This window comes from Streptomyces sp. NPDC049879 (assembly GCF_044461265.1).
GTDB lineage: Bacteria > Actinomycetota > Actinomycetes > Streptomycetales > Streptomycetaceae > Streptomyces.
Map to the genome: position 1 here is coordinate 1 of NZ_JBITKT010000010.1, position 15729 is coordinate 15729.

The 15729-nt window shown below is 71.0% G+C and carries 16 protein-coding genes and 1 pseudogene; 12 read left to right on the forward strand and 5 right to left on the reverse strand.

Features of this window, described 5'->3' with window-relative positions:
• Nucleotides 1-297: 297 nt before the first annotated feature.
• Nucleotides 298-729: an ATP-binding protein gene (locus ACIBPC_RS27830; RefSeq protein WP_362964367.1), complete on the reverse strand. Its 432-nt coding sequence runs from the start codon at nt 727-729 to the stop codon at nt 298-300.
• 232 nt (nt 730-961) lie between these two features.
• On the opposite strand from ACIBPC_RS27830, the gene ACIBPC_RS27835 reads away from it, so the two are divergent.
• From ACIBPC_RS27835 to ACIBPC_RS27855, 5 genes are all read left to right on the forward strand, one after another.
• Nucleotides 962-1831: a helix-turn-helix transcriptional regulator gene (locus ACIBPC_RS27835; protein WP_362964365.1), complete on the forward strand. Its 870-nt coding sequence runs from the start codon at nt 962-964 to the stop codon at nt 1829-1831.
• Nucleotides 1832-2062: a DUF397 domain-containing protein gene (locus ACIBPC_RS27840; protein ID WP_398848422.1), complete on the forward strand. Its 231-nt coding sequence runs from the start codon at nt 1832-1834 to the stop codon at nt 2060-2062. It begins immediately after the preceding gene.
• Nucleotides 2063-2261: 199 nt separating this feature from the next.
• Nucleotides 2262-3134, forward strand: coding sequence for a helix-turn-helix domain-containing protein (locus tag ACIBPC_RS27845; protein ID WP_398848424.1), 873 nt, complete (start codon nt 2262-2264; stop codon nt 3132-3134).
• Nucleotides 3134-3370, forward strand: coding sequence for a DUF397 domain-containing protein (locus ACIBPC_RS27850; protein WP_398848426.1), 237 nt, complete (start codon nt 3134-3136; stop codon nt 3368-3370). Before ACIBPC_RS27845 ends, ACIBPC_RS27850 begins: the two co-directional genes overlap by 1 nt.
• 68 nt (nt 3371-3438) lie before the next feature.
• Nucleotides 3439-4011: an HD family hydrolase gene (locus tag ACIBPC_RS27855; RefSeq protein WP_398848427.1), complete on the forward strand. Its 573-nt coding sequence runs from the start codon at nt 3439-3441 to the stop codon at nt 4009-4011.
• A 197-nt stretch (nt 4012-4208) separates the two neighbouring features.
• Here ACIBPC_RS27855 and ACIBPC_RS27860 read toward each other — a convergent pair whose 3' ends face one another.
• Complete coding sequence (locus tag ACIBPC_RS27860; protein WP_398848429.1) at nt 4209-5561, reverse strand: sporulation protein; 1353 nt, start codon at nt 5559-5561, stop codon at nt 4209-4211.
• Nucleotides 5562-5773: 212 nt separating this feature from the next.
• On the opposite strand from ACIBPC_RS27860, the gene ACIBPC_RS27865 reads away from it, so the two are divergent.
• Nucleotides 5774-5905: a hypothetical protein gene (locus ACIBPC_RS27865; RefSeq protein ID WP_398848431.1), complete on the forward strand. Its 132-nt coding sequence runs from the start codon at nt 5774-5776 to the stop codon at nt 5903-5905.
• 26 nt (nt 5906-5931) lie between these two features.
• On the opposite strand, the gene ACIBPC_RS27870 is transcribed toward ACIBPC_RS27865, so the two are convergent.
• The gene (locus tag ACIBPC_RS27870; protein ID WP_398848433.1) at nt 5932-6840 is read right to left on the reverse strand and encodes a glycine betaine ABC transporter substrate-binding protein; all 909 of its coding nucleotides are present in this window, start codon (nt 6838-6840) and stop codon (nt 5932-5934) included.
• A gap of 92 nt (nt 6841-6932) precedes the next feature.
• On the reverse strand, nt 6933-7922 hold the full coding sequence (locus ACIBPC_RS27875) for a malate dehydrogenase (protein ID WP_362964347.1): 990 nt from the start codon (nt 7920-7922) through the stop codon (nt 6933-6935).
• Nucleotides 7923-8078: 156 nt separating this feature from the next.
• Between ACIBPC_RS27875 and trpS the strand changes: the two genes are divergently transcribed.
• The 3 genes from trpS (at nt 8079) to ACIBPC_RS27890 (ending at nt 10803) form a co-directional block, all read left to right on the forward strand.
• Nucleotides 8079-9092, forward strand: coding sequence for a tryptophan--tRNA ligase (trpS, locus tag ACIBPC_RS27880; RefSeq protein ID WP_362964345.1), 1014 nt, complete (start codon nt 8079-8081; stop codon nt 9090-9092).
• Between the two features lie 113 nt (nt 9093-9205).
• Nucleotides 9206-9772 (forward strand): 2'-5' RNA ligase family protein, encoded by a 567-nt coding sequence (locus ACIBPC_RS27885; RefSeq protein WP_398848435.1) that lies wholly within the window; start codon nt 9206-9208, stop codon nt 9770-9772.
• Between the two features lie 83 nt (nt 9773-9855).
• Entirely contained in the window at nt 9856-10803 is a 948-nt protein-coding gene (locus ACIBPC_RS27890) for a YihY/virulence factor BrkB family protein (protein WP_398848437.1), read from the forward strand.
• A 343-nt stretch (nt 10804-11146) separates the two neighbouring features.
• Here ACIBPC_RS27890 and ACIBPC_RS27895 read toward each other — a convergent pair.
• A pseudogene (locus ACIBPC_RS27895) lies at nt 11147-11989 on the reverse strand (D-alanyl-D-alanine carboxypeptidase family protein); the annotation flags it as partial.
• A 151-nt stretch (nt 11990-12140) separates the two neighbouring features.
• Here ACIBPC_RS27895 and ACIBPC_RS27900 point away from each other — a divergent pair.
• The 3 genes from ACIBPC_RS27900 (at nt 12141) to ACIBPC_RS27910 (ending at nt 15713) form a co-directional block, all read left to right on the forward strand.
• A complete protein-coding gene (locus tag ACIBPC_RS27900) occupies nt 12141-13394 on the forward strand; it encodes a metallophosphoesterase (RefSeq protein WP_398848439.1) in 1254 nt (417 codons plus the stop codon).
• Between the two features lie 160 nt (nt 13395-13554).
• Complete coding sequence (locus tag ACIBPC_RS27905; protein WP_362964337.1) at nt 13555-13866, forward strand: carboxypeptidase-like regulatory domain-containing protein; 312 nt, start codon at nt 13555-13557, stop codon at nt 13864-13866.
• A 251-nt stretch (nt 13867-14117) separates the two neighbouring features.
• Nucleotides 14118-15713, forward strand: coding sequence for an ABC transporter substrate-binding protein (locus ACIBPC_RS27910; protein ID WP_398848440.1), 1596 nt, complete (start codon nt 14118-14120; stop codon nt 15711-15713).
• Nucleotides 15714-15729: the final 16 nt, after the last annotated feature.

The following is a 15729-nucleotide window of genomic DNA, read 5'->3' on the forward strand; positions in this document are numbered from 1 at the left end:
AAATCAGCGACGGACGCCTCAAGCTGCTCCACACACCGCCCACAGGCATACAGCGGCGCCTCACCCGGCGGCGACGCCACCGCAACATCCCCAACGCGGGTGACGAGCGTGACCCGGTGCCCACACCAGAACCAGCAGGCACCCACCAACCACTCCTGCACACTCACCCCTCGTCCTTCCCGGCCCTGGCGAGCACACGCAGCAGGTAGAGGAACGCGACGACCAGCCCGAGCAGCACACCACCACCCACCACAGCCACGACCCCGAGGACACTCCCGACACACCGCAGCGCCGCCATCACGCCACCGCCCCCTCGTCCACCGGGTCGAGGTCGAGGCTGAACCACATGCTCTTGCCGATGACTTCGCGGTCACACCCGAAGCCCTGACACATCATCTGGAGCATCCACAGTCCCCTCCCCGACTCGGCGTCCCACGCAGGCTCACGAACGACGGGCACGCAGGGGGACCGGTCCTCCACGCGGATCGTCACCCGCCCGCCGCTCATGACCACCGAGAGACGGCAGTACGGGTCACCGGCGTGCCGCACGATGTTGGAGAGCAGCTCCGACAGCCCCATCCGGGCCGTCTCGACCGTGGCATCCGACGCACCCCACGCCCGCAGCACCAGCACGAGCGTCCGCCGCCACGTCTCGATTCCCCGGGCCCGAGCCAGTAATTCCCAGGCGAACACCTCTGCGTCGGTCGCCGATCCTGTGATGACGGGCATGAGACACCTCCAGCCGCGAAGCGCGGACATGGGCAGCACGGTTCCGTGCACGCAGCGGGGTCGTCCGACGCCGTTGCGTGCGGAAGCCCAGCATGTCCAACGCGTGACTCGTCGTCAAGCCAGAGTTTGGCTAATAGCCAAGCTTTAGCTCACGTGTTCGTCAAACTTGGGAGCCGACCCGTGAGCCTCCGGAGTAATCTCACCTTCACGGTGAATCAGCGAAGGGGTACGCATGGCTGTCGTCTCCAGCGGTGGACCGCTGGCCGCGCGGCGCAAGCTCGGCAACGCGCTGCGCGTCCTGCGGGATCAGCACGGTTTGACGGCCGAGGAGGTGGGAGGGCACCTCGATTGCCACCTGACCAAGATCAGTCGGCTCGAACTGGGCAAAAGGGCCTGTACTCAGCGGGACTTCGACGCGTTGATGGATCTGTACGACGTGGGCGACGAGCAACGTCGAGAGCTTCAGGCACTCATGATCCGAGGAAGACAGCGTGTCGCACCATGGTGGGATGCCTACAGCGACGTCATCACCGCAAGTTACGCGGAGTTCCTGACGTATGAGGCTGAGGCCGCCGCATGCTTGGAGTACCAGCCGCTCGCCATTCCCGCGCTCTTTCAGACCGAATCGTATGCGCGGGCCATCAGCGGACCGGGATTCACCCCCTTGGGACCGGATCAAGTTGACAGCTTGGTCGAGGTCAAGATGCGCAGGCAGGAGCGGCTCCGCGAAGAGCACCCCCTGGCCATCGAAGCGGTGGTGACTGAAGCGGCGCTTCGCTCACAGGCAGGTAGTGTCGAGGTGATGCGCGAGCAACTGCGTGCGCTCCGCGCTGTCTCGTCCTTGCCTCATGCCTCTCTACGGGTGATCCCGTTCGAAGCGCTGGGGAACGGCGGCGCTACCGGTGCTTTCACCCTGTTCGGAGCAGGGGGTGGCAAGGATGCGGACGTGGCCTTCATGGAGTCCGTGGAGCGCACCACGTTTCGCGATGACCCGACCACCCTCCGCCGCTTGAACCGGCTGCACAAAAACCTTGCCGAGGCAGCCCTTTCGAAGGAAGGTAGCCTCGAACTGGTGGAACGTATCGAGAAAGAGACCAGGTAGATGAACACTCGGGCCGACCTGTACGCGGCCGACCTTTCCAGTGCGGAGTGGCGTAAGAGCTCACGTACGGTGAACAACGGCAACTGCGTCGAGGTGGCCGAACTCTTCGGCATGGCTGGCGTCGCCGTTCGTGACTCCAAGAACCTGGACATCCCCGCCACCCGCGTCTCGCGTGGGGCATGGGACACGTTCTTGGGTGCCGTCGCCACCGACACCTTCGCAGCACGGTGACCGCTCGGGAGGTCGTGGCGGGGCGCGCCTCGCCTGGACTCGCCGCGTGCGAGTGCCCAGCCTGAGTCATGTGACTTCCTGGGCAACCTCCCGTGCCGGCCATGTACTTCGTACGAGTGGCACTGCTGGGAACGGACCCTCGAACGAGCCGGATCGGTACGCTGATTCCCGTCCGTGACCCGCCGTCGGGAGGAAGGCCGTGTCCGTCACCGGCGACACGAATGCGATCTTCGCCATGCGTGAGGTGGGGGAGGAATTGCAGCGTCTGCGCGGTCGTGCCGGGCTGCGGCAGGATGACGCGGCGGCGAAGCTGAAGGTGTCGCGGTTCACCGTCAGCAAGATCGAGCGCGGCCGGGCCTTCCCCACCGACCGGCAACTCAAGGTGCTGCTCGGCCTGTACGGCGCGGACACCGACGAGGCAGCCGCGCTCCAGGCGAAGATCGCGCAGGGCCGGTCGTACGGCCGCGCCTGGTGGGAGGACCAGCGTTACCGCGACCTGTTCCACGGCGACTCGTACCGCTACTTCTACGTCGAGGACGCGGCCGAGCGGCTGTCCACTCACGCGGGCACCTATCTGCCCGGCCTCCTCCAGACACAGCAGTACATCGAAGCCATCGCCGCGTTCGGCCAGAAGCACGAGAGCACCGAACGCCGCCTTGTCTTCACCGAATCGCGCCTCAAGCGGCAGGGCGTCCTCGCGCGGAAGAACCCCGTGGTCCTGGATGCCATCTGCCTGGAGTCGGCCGTCCGCGCCGTCGTGGGCGGCCCGACCGTGATGCGACAGCAGCTCCAGCACGTCGCCGCGATGGCCCGCCGCCCCAACGTCACGCTGCGCGTCATTCCCCACACCGCCGGAGCGCCGAGCATCACCAGCGCCTCGTTCACCATCATCGACTTCCCGGGCAGCGAGAACCGCAGCGTTGTGTCCCAGGAGAGACTTGCTGGAGACGTGCTGCACGACGAACCGGCGGAAGTCCGGCAGGCGCGGCGGCGGTTCAACGACCTCGCGGAGCACGCCTTGAGCCCGGAGGAGACCATCAAGCTCGTGCAAGCCATTGAGAAAGAGATCTGATGATGAGCCCCGAGAAGGAAGAACTTCACGACGCCCCTCTCGGCGGGGAGTGGTTCAAGTCGTCGTTCAGCAACGGGAACATGGACAACTGCGTCGAGCTGATGGCCATCGTCGGCGGTGTGGCCGTACAGGACTCCAAGTCCCCCGGCCTGACACCCCAGCGCTACACCCACGCCGAATTCACCGCCTTCATCACGGCCGTCAAGGCGGGAGCCCTCGACCACCCCGCCACCTGACCCCACCCCACCAGCCCCGCCGCGGCTACGGCTGGCCGGAGCATGATCTACCGGAAGGACGTCCGGCGATGGACGAGCGGCACGCCCGTGGTTCGGTCGGCTATCTCATGGAAATGGGCGCGCTCAAGCGCGGCAAGCGCAGTGGGTGGTGGATCGCGGGGGTGAAGGACCCGGAGACGATCGCCGAACACAGTTTCCGCACGGCGGTCATCGGGTCCATGCTGGCGATGCTCGAAGGGGCCGATCCCGCGAAGGTCGCCCTGCTGTGCACGTTCCACGACACGCAGGAGACCCGGGTCGGTGACATCCCGTGGATCGGACGGCGTTACCTCACCGCTGCCAGGAACGAGGACGTCACGGCGGACCAGGTGGCCGACGCCCACCCGGCCGTCGCCGCCGGAATCCAGGCGATCGTGGACGAGTACGAGAACGGCGACTCCCTCGAAGTCCTCGTCGCCCACGACGCGGACAAGCTGGAGTGCATGATCCAGGGACTCGAATACCTGGAACAGGGCTACAAGAACGCCCAGGAATGGGTCACCAGCACCAGGGCCATGCTCACGACCCCCTCAGCCATCGCCCTGGCCGACGCCGCCCAGGGAATGTCCTCCGCCGAGTGGCAGCGCACCTACCTGCGCTGACCCACCACAATCCGGCGACTCCACCACAAGCGGGTGATCCTCCCGCGTGAGCTGTCGGTTCGTTTCGCCGAAGGAGTGACCGGAGTGCCCGGCAACGTCGCGACCTCCACCAGATCGGTCGGTGCCGCGCCGTGGCCCTCGACATCGACCGCCAGCAACCTCGGTCGGCCACCCGATGTCCGCACGGCTGCGCCGTCTCAGGGGTTTCCTGCCAGCTGGCGGCGGGTGTGGGTCTGCCATGTCTGGACGCGGGGGTCGCGGGACCAGGGGGTGAGGGCCGTGTGGATGTCCTCGATGTATTCGCGGGCTCGTGCGGAGGAGACGCCGGAGAGGATGTCCACCGCGCGGCGTGCGACGGTGAGGCCCTGGTCGAGGTCGCGTGCCTGGAGGTGTGCCGTGGCGGTGACGGACAGGCGCAGGCCGACGGCGCGGGTGTGGCCCGCGGGCATGGCGCACTGGGCGTCCCATCCGGCGGCGACGCGTGGTTTTCCGAGGTCGCGGTAGATCTCCACCGCGTCGCTCGCCATGCGGGCGGGGCCGAAGTAGGCGATATACGTGGGGGATTGCCGTTCGCGTGCGGTGTCGAGGAGGTGTTCGCAGGCGGACAGGGCGCGCGTGGCCGCGCGTTCGTCGCCGGTCCTGGCGTGGGCGCGGGCCTCGATGAGGCGGGCGAACGCGAGCACGCGGGGTGTGGCGTCGCGGCCGGCGCGCTGGACCGCGCCCTGCGCCATGTCGATGGCCTCGTCCGGGTAGCCGCGGCGCATCGTCTGGAGCGCCATGGTCGCCAGGACGTACGCGCCCAGCTCGGCGTTGCCCCCGGCGCGTGCCAGGCTGAGCGCTTGGACGAAGTGCCTCTGTGCGAGGGCGTGTTCCCCGGAGTCGAACGCGGCCCAGCCGACGAGCCGGGAGAGTTCGGCCGTGGCGGAGTACAGGCCGTCGGTGATCTGCTGGGTGGCGCGTCCGGCGAGCAGGGGGGCCGCGCGGGTGGTCAGGCAGTCCACGACCTGGCTCGTGCGCCAGGTGCCGCCGCCGTGGCGGGCGTCCCACTGCCGTGCCTGCTCGGCGTGCTCCCACAACTCGTCCAGGTCGCGCTGCCCGACACGTCGGCCACCGCCCTGGGCGGGGGTGTGGGCGGCGGCGGGCTGGATCAGCCAGCGTGTGACGGGCAGGGTGTAGGCGCTGACGGCGAACGCCCGGCCGAAAGTGCGGCGGTGCATGTCTCTCCAGAATTCCGACGCCCGCTGTGCGGCGTCGGCGGGATCACGGGGTAACTCCAGCCCGCTGTCGCCACCCGGGCCCTGGGCGGCCAGGCCGATCTCGGCGACGTCGACCGCGCGGCCGAGCCGTTCCCCCAGCGCCTGGGCGAGCATGGCGGGGGCGGGCTGCCGCGGGACCATGCCGTCGAGCCAGTTCACCACGCTCGTGTGCGTGTAGGAGGTCGGGCGGCCGGCCGCGGCCGCGAGCTGGTTGACGCGGTGCGCCAGCGCCTTGTGGCTGGCGCCGGAGGCGGTGACGAGGGCGGCGAGTGAGGTGTTGGGTGAACGGGTCACTGCGTCGTCCTCTCGTGATGGAACGTCACCGCTTCCTCGCCGAGCGTAGGACAAGTGCCGGGCTTTTCGGTCCCCTTGTGAGTTTTCGGCCCCTCTTGTGAGCCTCCCCCGGCGCGGGACATCGCGCTTCCCTGGTGTCCGTGCCCCCGGGCGTCATCGCCCGCCGGGGCGGTTCCCGTCCCGCGGGGAACCCGCAGGGAAGGAGTCCCCAGATGGATCAGCAGCCGTCGAACGGCCTGTTCACCGGACGGCCTGCCGAGGAGGTGCCGGCCCATGGCCGCCCGCACGGCGAGGCGGACGGTGAGGTGGACGCGTCGCCGCCGGAGGAGGAGGACGATCGCTGAGATGCCGACGGCGCCGGTGGGCCGTGTCAGAGGCCGTCGGTCCAGGTGGCGATTTCGGTGGGGTGGTCGGTGGCCCAGCGTTCCGCGGCTGCTGTCGGGCTCAGGCCCTCGCCTGCCATCAGGCCCGCCACCTCGTTCTGGTCGGCCTCGCTCCACGTGAACGCGCGCAGGAAGTCGGCGGCCCGGCCGCCGTCCTCGGAGAACTCGGTGTTCAAGTACTTGCGCAGTTCTATGCGCGGGTAGTAGCCGGGGAGCTGGACCTCGGAGAGTTCGACCTCGGAGGCCAGCCAGTGGGGCTGCCACAGGTAGGTGAGGACCGGTTCGCCGGTCTGCTTCGCGGCGGCTATCCGTTCGATCAGGGCGTCCTCGCTGCCCGCCGCGACCGGGGTGATGTCCAGGCCGAGGTCGGCGATGATGTCGTCGTCGCGCGTCGTGAACTGCGGGTCGCCGTGCAGCAGTTCGCCGCCGAGGGCGTCCGCGTACTCGTTGAGGTGCCGCCAGTCGAGCGCGTCCGGGTGGTCGGCGGCGAAGTCCGTGTCGCCCGCCACGTACCAGCCGACGTGCCCCGTGATGCCGAGCGGGCCCGCGTCCACCGCCGTCTCGCGCCGGTCCACGTACATGTCCCGCAGGTCCGGCAGCGCGCCCCAGTCCTCCAGGATCGCGTCCACGTCGCCCGTGCCGAGCCCGTCCCACGCCTGCTCCTGCGGCACGTAGACCCGCTCGACGGGTATCTCCAGCTCGTTCTCCAGCACGTACGCGACCACCGCCGCGTTCGCCTGGCCGCCCGGCCACTCGGGGACGGCGATGCGGACCGGATCGGCCGCCGGTTCGCCGCCGCCCGCGCCAGGGACCCGGTCGGCGAGGCCGCAGGCGCTGGTGGCCAGCAGGCTCAGCGCGCCCACCCCGGCGAACAGCGGATGACGTATGCGGCGCATGGTGTGGGTTCCTTCTGGCGTGACGGCGGACGCGACACCACGCAGTGTGGCCCCGGGAGCGTGTCCGGGGCCACAGGTGTCGGCGGGTTCTGTCAGAGCAGGCCGAGTCCGCGGACGGCCTCGCGCTCGTCGGCCAGCTCCTGGACGGACGCGTCGATCCGGGAGCGCGAGAAGTCGTTGATCTCCAGGCCCTGCACGATGCTGTACGCACCGGCGGACGTGGTCACCGGGAACGACGAGATCAGGCCCTCGGGGACGCCGTACGAACCGTCGGACGGGACGGCCATCGAGGTCCAGTCGCCCTCGGCGGTGCCGTTCACCCACGTGTGGACGTGGTCGATGGCGGCGTTCGCGGCCGACGCGGCGGAGGACGCGCCGCGGGCCTCGATGATCGCCGCGCCGCGCTTGGCGACGGTCGGGATGAAGTCCTCGGCCAGCCACTTCTCGTCGTTCACGGCCTCGGCGGCGTTACGGCCCGCGACCTCGGCGTGGAAGATGTCCGGGTACTGGGTCGCCGAGTGGTTGCCCCAGATGGTCAGGCGGCGGATCTCGTCCACGGCCGTGCCGGTCTTCTTCGCCAGCTGCGTCAGCGCCCGGTTGTGGTCCAGGCGGGTCATCGCGGTGAAGCGCTCCGCCGGGACGTCGGGGGCGGCGGCCTGGGCGATGAGAGCGTTGGTGTTCGCCGGGTTGCCCACGACGAGGACCTTCACGTCGTCGGCCGCGTGGTCGTTGATGGCCCGGCCCTGCGGCTTGAAGATGCCGCCGTTCGCCTCCAGCAGGTCGCCGCGCTCCATGCCCTTGGTACGGGGGCGGGCGCCGACGAGGAGGGCGACGTTCGTGCCGTCGAAGGCGACGTTCGGGTCGTCGCTGATGTCGATGCCGCTCAGCAGCGGGAACGCGCAGTCGTCCAGCTCCATGGCGGTGCCCTCGGCGGCGCCGAGGGCCGGGGTGATCTCCAGCAGCCGCAGGCGCACCGGGGTGTCCGGGCCGAGCAGGTGTCCGGAGGCGATCCGGAAGAGGAGGGCGTAGCCGATCTGGCCGGCGGCGCCGGTGACGGTCACGTTGACGGGGGTGCGGGGCATGATGAGTGGCCTTCCGAGGTCGGAACGGTTCAGGCGGCGAGGGTCCGGGGCCGCCGCCAGGTTAACCGAACGGCTTCCCGCGCCATGCGGCGGGCGGCGCCGTACGGGCGTGCGGGGCCGGGGCCGGTTGTCAGGGGGACCTGAGAGAATGGGCCCATGGCCACTGATCGTCTCCGCGTCTTCTCCGGCATCCAGCCCACGGCCGGGTCCTTCCACCTCGGCAACTACCTCGGCGCCGTGCGCCAGTGGGTCGAGCTGCAGGAGACGTACGACGCGGTCTACTCCGTCGTGGACCTGCACGCCGCCACCATCCCGCAGGACCCGGCGGCGCTGCGCGAGTCCAGCCGGCTGGCCGCCGCGCAGCTGCTCGGCGCCGGGGTGGACCCGGAGCGGTGCACGCTGTTCATCCAGAGCCATGTGCCGGAGCACACGCAGCTGGCGTGGGTGATCAACTGCATCACGGGCTTCGGCGAGGCGTCGCGGATGACGCAGTTCAAGGACAAGTCGGCCAAGCAGGGCTCGGACGCCACGACCGTCGGCCTCTTCACGTACCCCATGCTGATGGCCGCCGACATCCTGCTCTACCACGCCGAGCGCGTGCCGGTGGGCGAGGACCAGCGGCAGCACATCGAGCTGACCCGGGACGTCGCGCAGCGCTTCAACGCGCGCTTCGGCGACACGTTCACACTGCCGGGCGCGTACATCCTGAAGGACACGGCGAAGATCCAGGACCTGCAGGAGCCGTCCGTCAAGATGAGCAAGTCGGCGTCCTCGGCCAAGGGCATCGTCTGGCTGATGGACGAGCCGAAGGCGTCGGCGAAGAAGTTCCGCAGCGCGGTGACGGACACGGGGACCGAGGTCCGCTACGACCGGGTGGCCAAGCCGGGGGTGAGCAACCTGCTGGCGATCTACTCGGCGCTGACCGGGCTGACCGTCCAGGAGCTTGAGCAGAAGTTCGAGGGGCGGCTGTACGGGGCGCTGAAGACCGAGGTGGCCGAGGTGTTCACCGAGTGGGTGGCGCCCTTCCGCGACCGGACCCTCGGGTTCCTCGACGACCCGGCCGAGCTGGACAGGCTGCTCGCGCGCGGCGCCGCCAAGGCCCGGGAGATGGCCGCGCCGACGCTGGACGCGGTGTACGAGCGGGTCGGCTTCCTGCCGCCCGCCCGCTGACGGGCCCGGCCGGGGGGCGCCGGGCCGAACGACCCTGGCCGCCCGTCCCGGCCGGGGCGACACTGGGCGGGGGCGTACGCGGGGCATGCCCGCGAGAAGGGAGTGATCCGCCGGTGACCGTCACGCTCGGCGTCTCGATCGCCGTCCCCGAACCGCACGGCAGCCGCCTCCAGCGCCGCCGCCTCGGCTTCGGTGACGCCGCCGCGGCCGGAATCCCCACCCATGTCACGCTGCTGCCGCCGACCGGCGCCGACGAGGCGGAGCTGCCGCGCATCGAGGAGCACCTGGCGGGCGTCGCCGCGGCGGGGCGGCCGTTCGTCATGCGGCTGTCGGGCACCGGCACGTTCCGCCCGCTGACGCCCGTGGTGTTCGTGCGCGTCGCCGAGGGCGGGACGGCGTGCGCCGGGCTCCAGGCCGCCGTGCGCGAGCGCGGCGGGCCGCTGGCGCGCGAACTGCCGTACCCCTACCACCCGCACGTGACGGTCGCCCACGGCATCGCCGAGGACGCCATGGACCGCGCGCAGGCGGAGCTGGCCGCGTACGAGGCGGCGTGGACGGTCACCGGCTTCTCGCTCTACGAACAGGACGCGTCCGGCGTCTGGCGGCTGTGCCGCGAGTTCCGCTTCACGGCGCCGCGCGCCGCGCCGCCCGTACGGGAGCCGCTCGCCGGCGTGGAGTGACGCGACGCCCGCGCGGCGCGCTCCGGACACGGGGCGTGTCAGAACCGTTTCACGGGGCACACCGTCCTAGCGTGGGCGGCGCAATGGAGACACTGACCCGGCTGCCGTGGATCGGACCACTGGCGGCGTGGTTCTTCCGCACGCGCGTGTGGCACGTGTACGAGCATCTGGACGCGCGGAACTGGAGCCGTCTCGCGGCGGCCATCACGTTCACCAGCTTCGTGACGCTCTTCCCGGTCCTCGGGCTCGTCGGCGCGATCGGCGCCGCGCTGCTGACGGACGGGCAGCTGGACACGATCGAGGACTGGGTGACCGACCAGGTGCCCGGCATCGCCGACCAGCTGCACCTGCGCTCGCTGTTCGACAACGCGGGCACCATCGGCGTCATCTCGCTGGTCCTGGTCCTCCCCACCGGCGCGAGCTGGGTGGACTCGCTGCGCGGCTGCCTGCGCGCGGTGTGGGACCTGCCGGACCCGGAGGACAACCTCTTCCTGCGGCGCGGCAAGGACGTCGGGGTCCTCGCGGGCCTCGGGGCCGTCGTCCTCGTCTCGCTGACCGCCTCGGCGCTCGCGCTGAACATCGTGCGGTCGCTCGCGGAGCACGGTCCCGGCGGCGTCCTGATCCAGATCGCGGCGTACGCGGGCGCGATGGGCGTGACGTTCCTGCTGCTGTCGTACGTGCTGGTGTGGCTGCCGGGCGTCCGGCCGCCGCGCCGGGACGTCGTCGTGGCGTGCGTCATCGGCGCGGTCGGCTTCGAGCTGCTGAAGCTGCTGATCAGCGGCTACCTGACGCAGGTGGCGACGCGGAACGTGTACGGCGCGTTCGGCGTGCCGATCGCCCTGCTGGTGTGGATCAACCTCATGGCGAAGCTGCTGCTGGTGTGCTGCGCGTGGACCGCCACCGGCGTCACTCCGGGGGAGCGTCCTTGCGCCGACGCCCTGGAAGACCCGCCAGAGGATGAGTGCGGTGGAACAGATACGCCGCCCCCGCCAGCACCGCGAGACCGCCCGCCGTCACCCCCAGGACCGTGAGGGCGCCGACGCCGGAGCCGCCCGCCGGGGCGGCGCCGTCGAGCGCGGCGTCGGACCCGCCCGCCTGGCCGGAGCCGGGCGCGCCGTCGCCGCCCGCGCCGTCGGTGGTCGCGGTGCCGGTGCCGCCCGAGCCGTCGGCGTCCTGCGCGGCCTCCTCGCTCAGCGGCGGCACCAGCGTGCCGACCGGCTCGACGGACCCGGCCGCCGCGAAGCCCCAGTCGAGCAGCGACGCGCTCTCCCGGTAGACGGCCAGCGAGTCGCCGTCCTCGGGCTTCATCGCCGTGACGAGGAGGACGCGGCCGTCGCGCTCGGCGACGCCGGTGAAGGTGTGGCCCGCCTCGGAGGTGTAGCCGTTCTTGACGCCCGCCAGGCCCTCGTACGGGGCGAGGCCCGGCGCGCCGACGAGGAGGCGGTTGGTGTTCTGGATCTCGTACGTCTCGCGGTCCGCGCCCTCGCCCGCGCCGGGGAAGTCGGCGGACGGGGTGGAGACGTACTCGCGGAAGTCGGCGTTCTGCATGGCGTCGCGCGCGATGAGGGTGAGGTCGTAGGCGGAGGAGGTCTGCCCGTCGGCGTCGTAGCCGTCGGGGCTGACGACGTGGGTGTCGCCCGCCTGCAGCTCCTCGGCGCGGTCGTTCATCTGGGCGACGGTGGTCTCCAGGCCGCCGTTCATGGCGGTCAGCGCGGCCACCGCGTCGTTGCCCGAGGCGAGGAAGACGCCGTGCCACAGGTCCTCGACGGTGTACGTCTGGCCGTCGGCGATGCCCACGGCGCTGCTGCCCGCGCCCAGGGACGCGAAGTGCTCGGGCTCGGCGCGGTAGATCTCCCCGCGGTCGAACGCCGGCAGCACCGTGTCGGCGAACAGCATCTTGAGCGTGCTGGCCGGGGGCATGGGCCGGTGCGCGTCGTGCGCGGCGAGGACGTCGCCGGTCTCCGCGTCGGCGACTATCCAGGACTCGGAGGTCAGGTCGTCGGGCAGGGCGGGCGCGCCGGGGGCGGGCCGTACCTGGGTGCCCGTGGCGGCGAGCAGTTCGCCGCCGACCGCGGACCGGTCGGACCGGTCGGACCGGTCCGTGTCGTCGGCGGCCGCCGGTCCCGCGGCGGCCAGGACGAGCGCGGGCGTGGCGAGGACCGCCGCGAGCGCGGTGCGAACGGGAGTCCGACAAGAGGACGAGCGATTGAACGGCACACGGTGAACTTACCGGGGTCCCACCGCGTCAGGACCAGTGGAGAGGCCCGAATCGGTGAGCGGGGCCGGTCAACCGGGCGAACCCCGCGCGCCGCATACTGGGCCACAGCCGCCCACCAGGGCTGAAGAGGGGGCACATCCGTTGGTTCTCATGCTCATCCCGATGTCGCTGCTCCTGGCCGCGATCCACTGGTATCTGTGGAAACGCCTGGTCCGGGACGTGTCGGCGCCGGGCGGCGTCTACCGGCGGGCGGCGACGGCGGCGCTGGTCGTGCTCGCCGTGACCGTCCCGTTCGCCTTCGCGGGGCGGCAGCTGGGGCTGCCGTTCGCCGTGCAGCCCTATCTGGCGTGGCCGGGATTTGTCTGGATCGTTGCGGTCCTCTACCTGGTGCTGTCGCTGCTCGTGGGGGAGGCGGTCAGGCCGCTGGTGCTGCGGCTGCTGCGCCGCCGGGACGCGGCGCGCGCGGACGCGCCGGGTGCCGTACGGGCCGGGGACGCGGTGCCCGCCGGGACGGCTCCGGCCGTGGCGGAGGACGCCGCCGAGGAGGGCGCCGCCGATGTCGAGGCGCACGCCGTCCCCGACGCGCCGGGGCGGCGGCTCGTCGTCTCGCGCGGCATCGCGATCGGCGCGGGCCTCGTCGCCGCCGGGACGCTCGGCTACGGCGTCGCCAACGCGCGCAACCTGCGCACCAAGCACGTCAGCGTGACCCTGCCCAAGCTGCCGCGCGCCGCCGACCGCTACCGCATCGCCGTCGTCAGCGACATCCACCTCGGCCCGATACTGGGCGGATCGCACTGCCGCCGCGTCGTGGACGCGGTGAACCGCACGCAGCCGGACCTGATCACGGTCGTCGGCGACCTGGTGGACGCCGAGGTGGACGACCTGCGGTCCGCCGTCGCGCCGATGGCCGACCTGCGCGCCCCGGACGGCACGTACTTCGTCACCGGCAACCACGAGTACTACGTGGAGACCGCCGCCTGGATGGACCACGTGCGGGAGCTGGGCCTGATCCCGCTGGCGAACGAGCGCGCCGGGCTGCCGTACTTCGAGCTGGCCGGGGTGAACGACATCAGCGGCGAGGGCAGCGACTTCGGCGGGCCCGACTACGAGGCGGCGCTCGGCGACCGCGACCGCTCGCGGGCGACCGTCCTGATGGCGCACCAGCCGGTGATGATCCACGACACGGTGGACTGGGGCGTGGACCTCCAGCTCTCCGGGCACACGCACGGTGGCCAGATGTGGCCGCTCACCTACATCGCGGGCGCCGCCAACCCGACGCTGGCGGGCCTGGAGCGGTACGGCGACACGCAGCTGTACGTCAGCAGGGGCGCGGGTGCGTGGGGCCCGCCGGTGCGGGTGGCGGCCGATCCGGACATCACGGTCATCGAGCTGCGGACCCCATGACGTCTATGACTGGCTGCTCATCGGATTGTCCGGTTTACGTCTCGGATCGCCGCACGGGTCAACTATTCGCGCCGAGTTGGTGTCCTTGATAACAAGCTGGGCACAAACTGACAGCGTGATGGAAACGGCTGGCATCGCGGCACAGAGGAGTGAGTGGGGAATGTCGGAGGACGTGGGACTGGACGTGGAAGTGGCGGAGGCGCTCGTCATCCGGGGGCGCGTGCGCGACGCGCTGGGCGTCGCGCTCCCGCGCGCGGTGGTGACGCTGAGTGCGCCGGACGGCGGCCGACATCTCGTGAAGACGCGCAGCGCGGACGACGGCGCGTTCACCGTCACCGCCCCTGAGCACGGCGAATACCTCCTGGCGGCCTTCTCGCCGCAGCTCGGCAGCCAGAGCGTGGCCGTGCGGCTCGAAGGGCGTTCGGTGGAGGTCGAGTTCCGCATGGACGTGCCGGGCGCCGTCCAGGAGTGACCCGCGGCGTCCCGGCCGGGCCCGGCACCCCACGGCCAGGCCCGCCCGCGCCGCGTCCGCCCGGCGCGCCGCCCGGGGCGCACCCGTGGGCGTTCTGTGGCGATCGGACCCCAAACGCGCCCACACCGTGACCTCCCGCCGCTCCAACGCCCCGCGCCCTTGTGGTTGGCTTGCCCCGCACATCCTTACGAGAAAGGGCGCGCCGGGTGCGACGGATGAAGGGTCGAGGGGCGATAGGCATCGTTCTTGCCATGGTGCTGGTGGTCGCGGGGGTGGGCGGCTGGGCCTGGTACCAGACGCGGGACGGCGAGGAGGAGCCCATCGTCGTGGGCACGACGATGGCGCCGACGGTGCTCGACCCGGCGGGCGCGTACGACATCGGTTCGTGGGCGCTGACCAGCAACCTCTTCCAGTCCCTGCTGACGTTCATCCCCGGCAAGGAGCAGCCGGTCCCCGACGCCGCCGAGGAGTGCGAGTTCAGCGACGAGGAGCTGACGGTCTTCCGCTGCACGCTCCGGGACGACCTGACCTTCAGCAACGGCAACGCGATGACGCCCGACGACGTCAAGTTCTCGTACGAGCGCATCATCGGCATGGCGGCCCGCGCGGCGCGCGAGGCGGAGGACGACACCATCCCGGAGGACGAGAAGTTCGCCTTCGCCGGTCCCGCCGCCCTGCTGGGCAGCCTCGACGCCGTCCGCACCGACGGCCAGGACATCATCTTCGAACTGAACCAGCCCGACGCCACGTTCCCCTTCATCGTGGCGGGCGCCGCCGGTGCCATCGTGGACCGGCAGAGCTACCAGGAGCTGGACCTGCACTCGGACGAGTCGGTCGTCGGCTCGGGACCGTTCGTGCTCACCCGCTACGTGGCGGACGAGGTCGCCGAGCTGGCGCCCAACCCCGACTACAGCGGCGCCGCCACCGCCGGCCAGGCCCCCATCACCGTCCGGTACTTCGTGCAGCAGGGCGACGGCCCCACGGCCGACCAGCAGCTCGCCGACGCGTGGGAGAACGAGGAGATCGACGTCAACGGCGGCGTCATGCCCCCGGAGGCCATGGCGGACCTCAACCGCAGCGACCCGGACATCGCCTTCGCCGAGCAGGCGGGCGCCAACACCCGTGTCATGGGCTTCAACACGGACGAGGACCGCACGTTCGGCTCCCGCGCCGCCCGCCGCGCCGTCGCCGCCCTGATCGACCGCGAGGGCATCGCCCGGCGCGTGCAGCACGACACGGTGGAGTCGCTCTACTCGCTGATCCCGGCGGGCTTCACGGGCCACTCGACGCCGTTCTACGACCTGTACTACGACATGGACGTGGACGACGTGCGGCAGGAGATGCTCGACGCGGGCCTCGAACTGCCGGTGCAGTTCGACCTGGCGTACTCCCGCGGCGCGGCGAACACCGCCGAGGCCGAGTTCATCGCGGAGACGCTGAACGAGTCGGGCCTCTTCGAGGTCACCACGACCTACTACGACTGGTCCGAGTTCGTGCCCACCCTCTTCGGCGAACGGGCCTTCGACGCCTACCTGCTGAGCTTCGCGGCCGACTTCCCCGACCCCGCGACGTTCACCGACAACCTCGTCGGCCCGGTGGACGCCCTGACCACCCACTTCAGCAGCGACACCATCAACGCGATGATCGAGGACACCAGGGGCGTCGTGAACCGCGGCCGGGTCGCGGGCGACTTCGAGCGCATCCACGAACTGGCCGCCGCCGAGGCGCCGGTGATCCCGATCTGGCAGGAGACCCGCGTCACCATCAGCACGACCGACATCGCGGGAATCCAGCAGCTCGCCTCCAACAGCGGTGTGTGGCGGCTGTGGGAGCTGCACAGGATCTGATCGTTACGGCAGGATG

What these genes read in the sequence shown, in the direction of transcription:
- ACIBPC_RS27865 (WP_398848431.1), top strand. Translation starts at nt 5,774, where the DNA reads ATGGATCAGCAGCCGTCGAACGGCCTGTTCACCGGACGGCCTGCCGAG.
- ACIBPC_RS27890 (WP_398848437.1), top strand. Translation starts at nt 9,856, where the DNA reads ATGGAGACACTGACCCGGCTGCCGTGGATCGGACCACTGGCGGCGTGG.
- ACIBPC_RS27840 (WP_398848422.1), top strand. Translation starts at nt 1,832, where the DNA reads ATGAACACTCGGGCCGACCTGTACGCGGCCGACCTTTCCAGTGCGGAG.
- ACIBPC_RS27875 (WP_362964347.1), bottom strand. Translation starts at nt 7,922, where the DNA reads ATGCCCCGCACCCCCGTCAACGTGACCGTCACCGGCGCCGCCGGCCAG.
- ACIBPC_RS27910 (WP_398848440.1), top strand. Translation starts at nt 14,118, where the DNA reads ATGGTGCTGGTGGTCGCGGGGGTGGGCGGCTGGGCCTGGTACCAGACG.
- ACIBPC_RS27900 (WP_398848439.1), top strand. Translation starts at nt 12,141, where the DNA reads ATGCTCATCCCGATGTCGCTGCTCCTGGCCGCGATCCACTGGTATCTG.
- ACIBPC_RS27850 (WP_398848426.1), top strand. Translation starts at nt 3,134, where the DNA reads ATGATGAGCCCCGAGAAGGAAGAACTTCACGACGCCCCTCTCGGCGGG.
- ACIBPC_RS27870 (WP_398848433.1), bottom strand. Translation starts at nt 6,840, where the DNA reads ATGCGCCGCATACGTCATCCGCTGTTCGCCGGGGTGGGCGCGCTGAGC.
- ACIBPC_RS27835 (WP_362964365.1), top strand. Translation starts at nt 962, where the DNA reads ATGGCTGTCGTCTCCAGCGGTGGACCGCTGGCCGCGCGGCGCAAGCTC.
- ACIBPC_RS27830 (WP_362964367.1), bottom strand. Translation starts at nt 729, where the DNA reads ATGCCCGTCATCACAGGATCGGCGACCGACGCAGAGGTGTTCGCCTGG.
- trpS (WP_362964345.1), top strand. Translation starts at nt 8,079, where the DNA reads ATGGCCACTGATCGTCTCCGCGTCTTCTCCGGCATCCAGCCCACGGCC.
- ACIBPC_RS27905 (WP_362964337.1), top strand. Translation starts at nt 13,555, where the DNA reads ATGTCGGAGGACGTGGGACTGGACGTGGAAGTGGCGGAGGCGCTCGTC.
- ACIBPC_RS27855 (WP_398848427.1), top strand. Translation starts at nt 3,439, where the DNA reads ATGGACGAGCGGCACGCCCGTGGTTCGGTCGGCTATCTCATGGAAATG.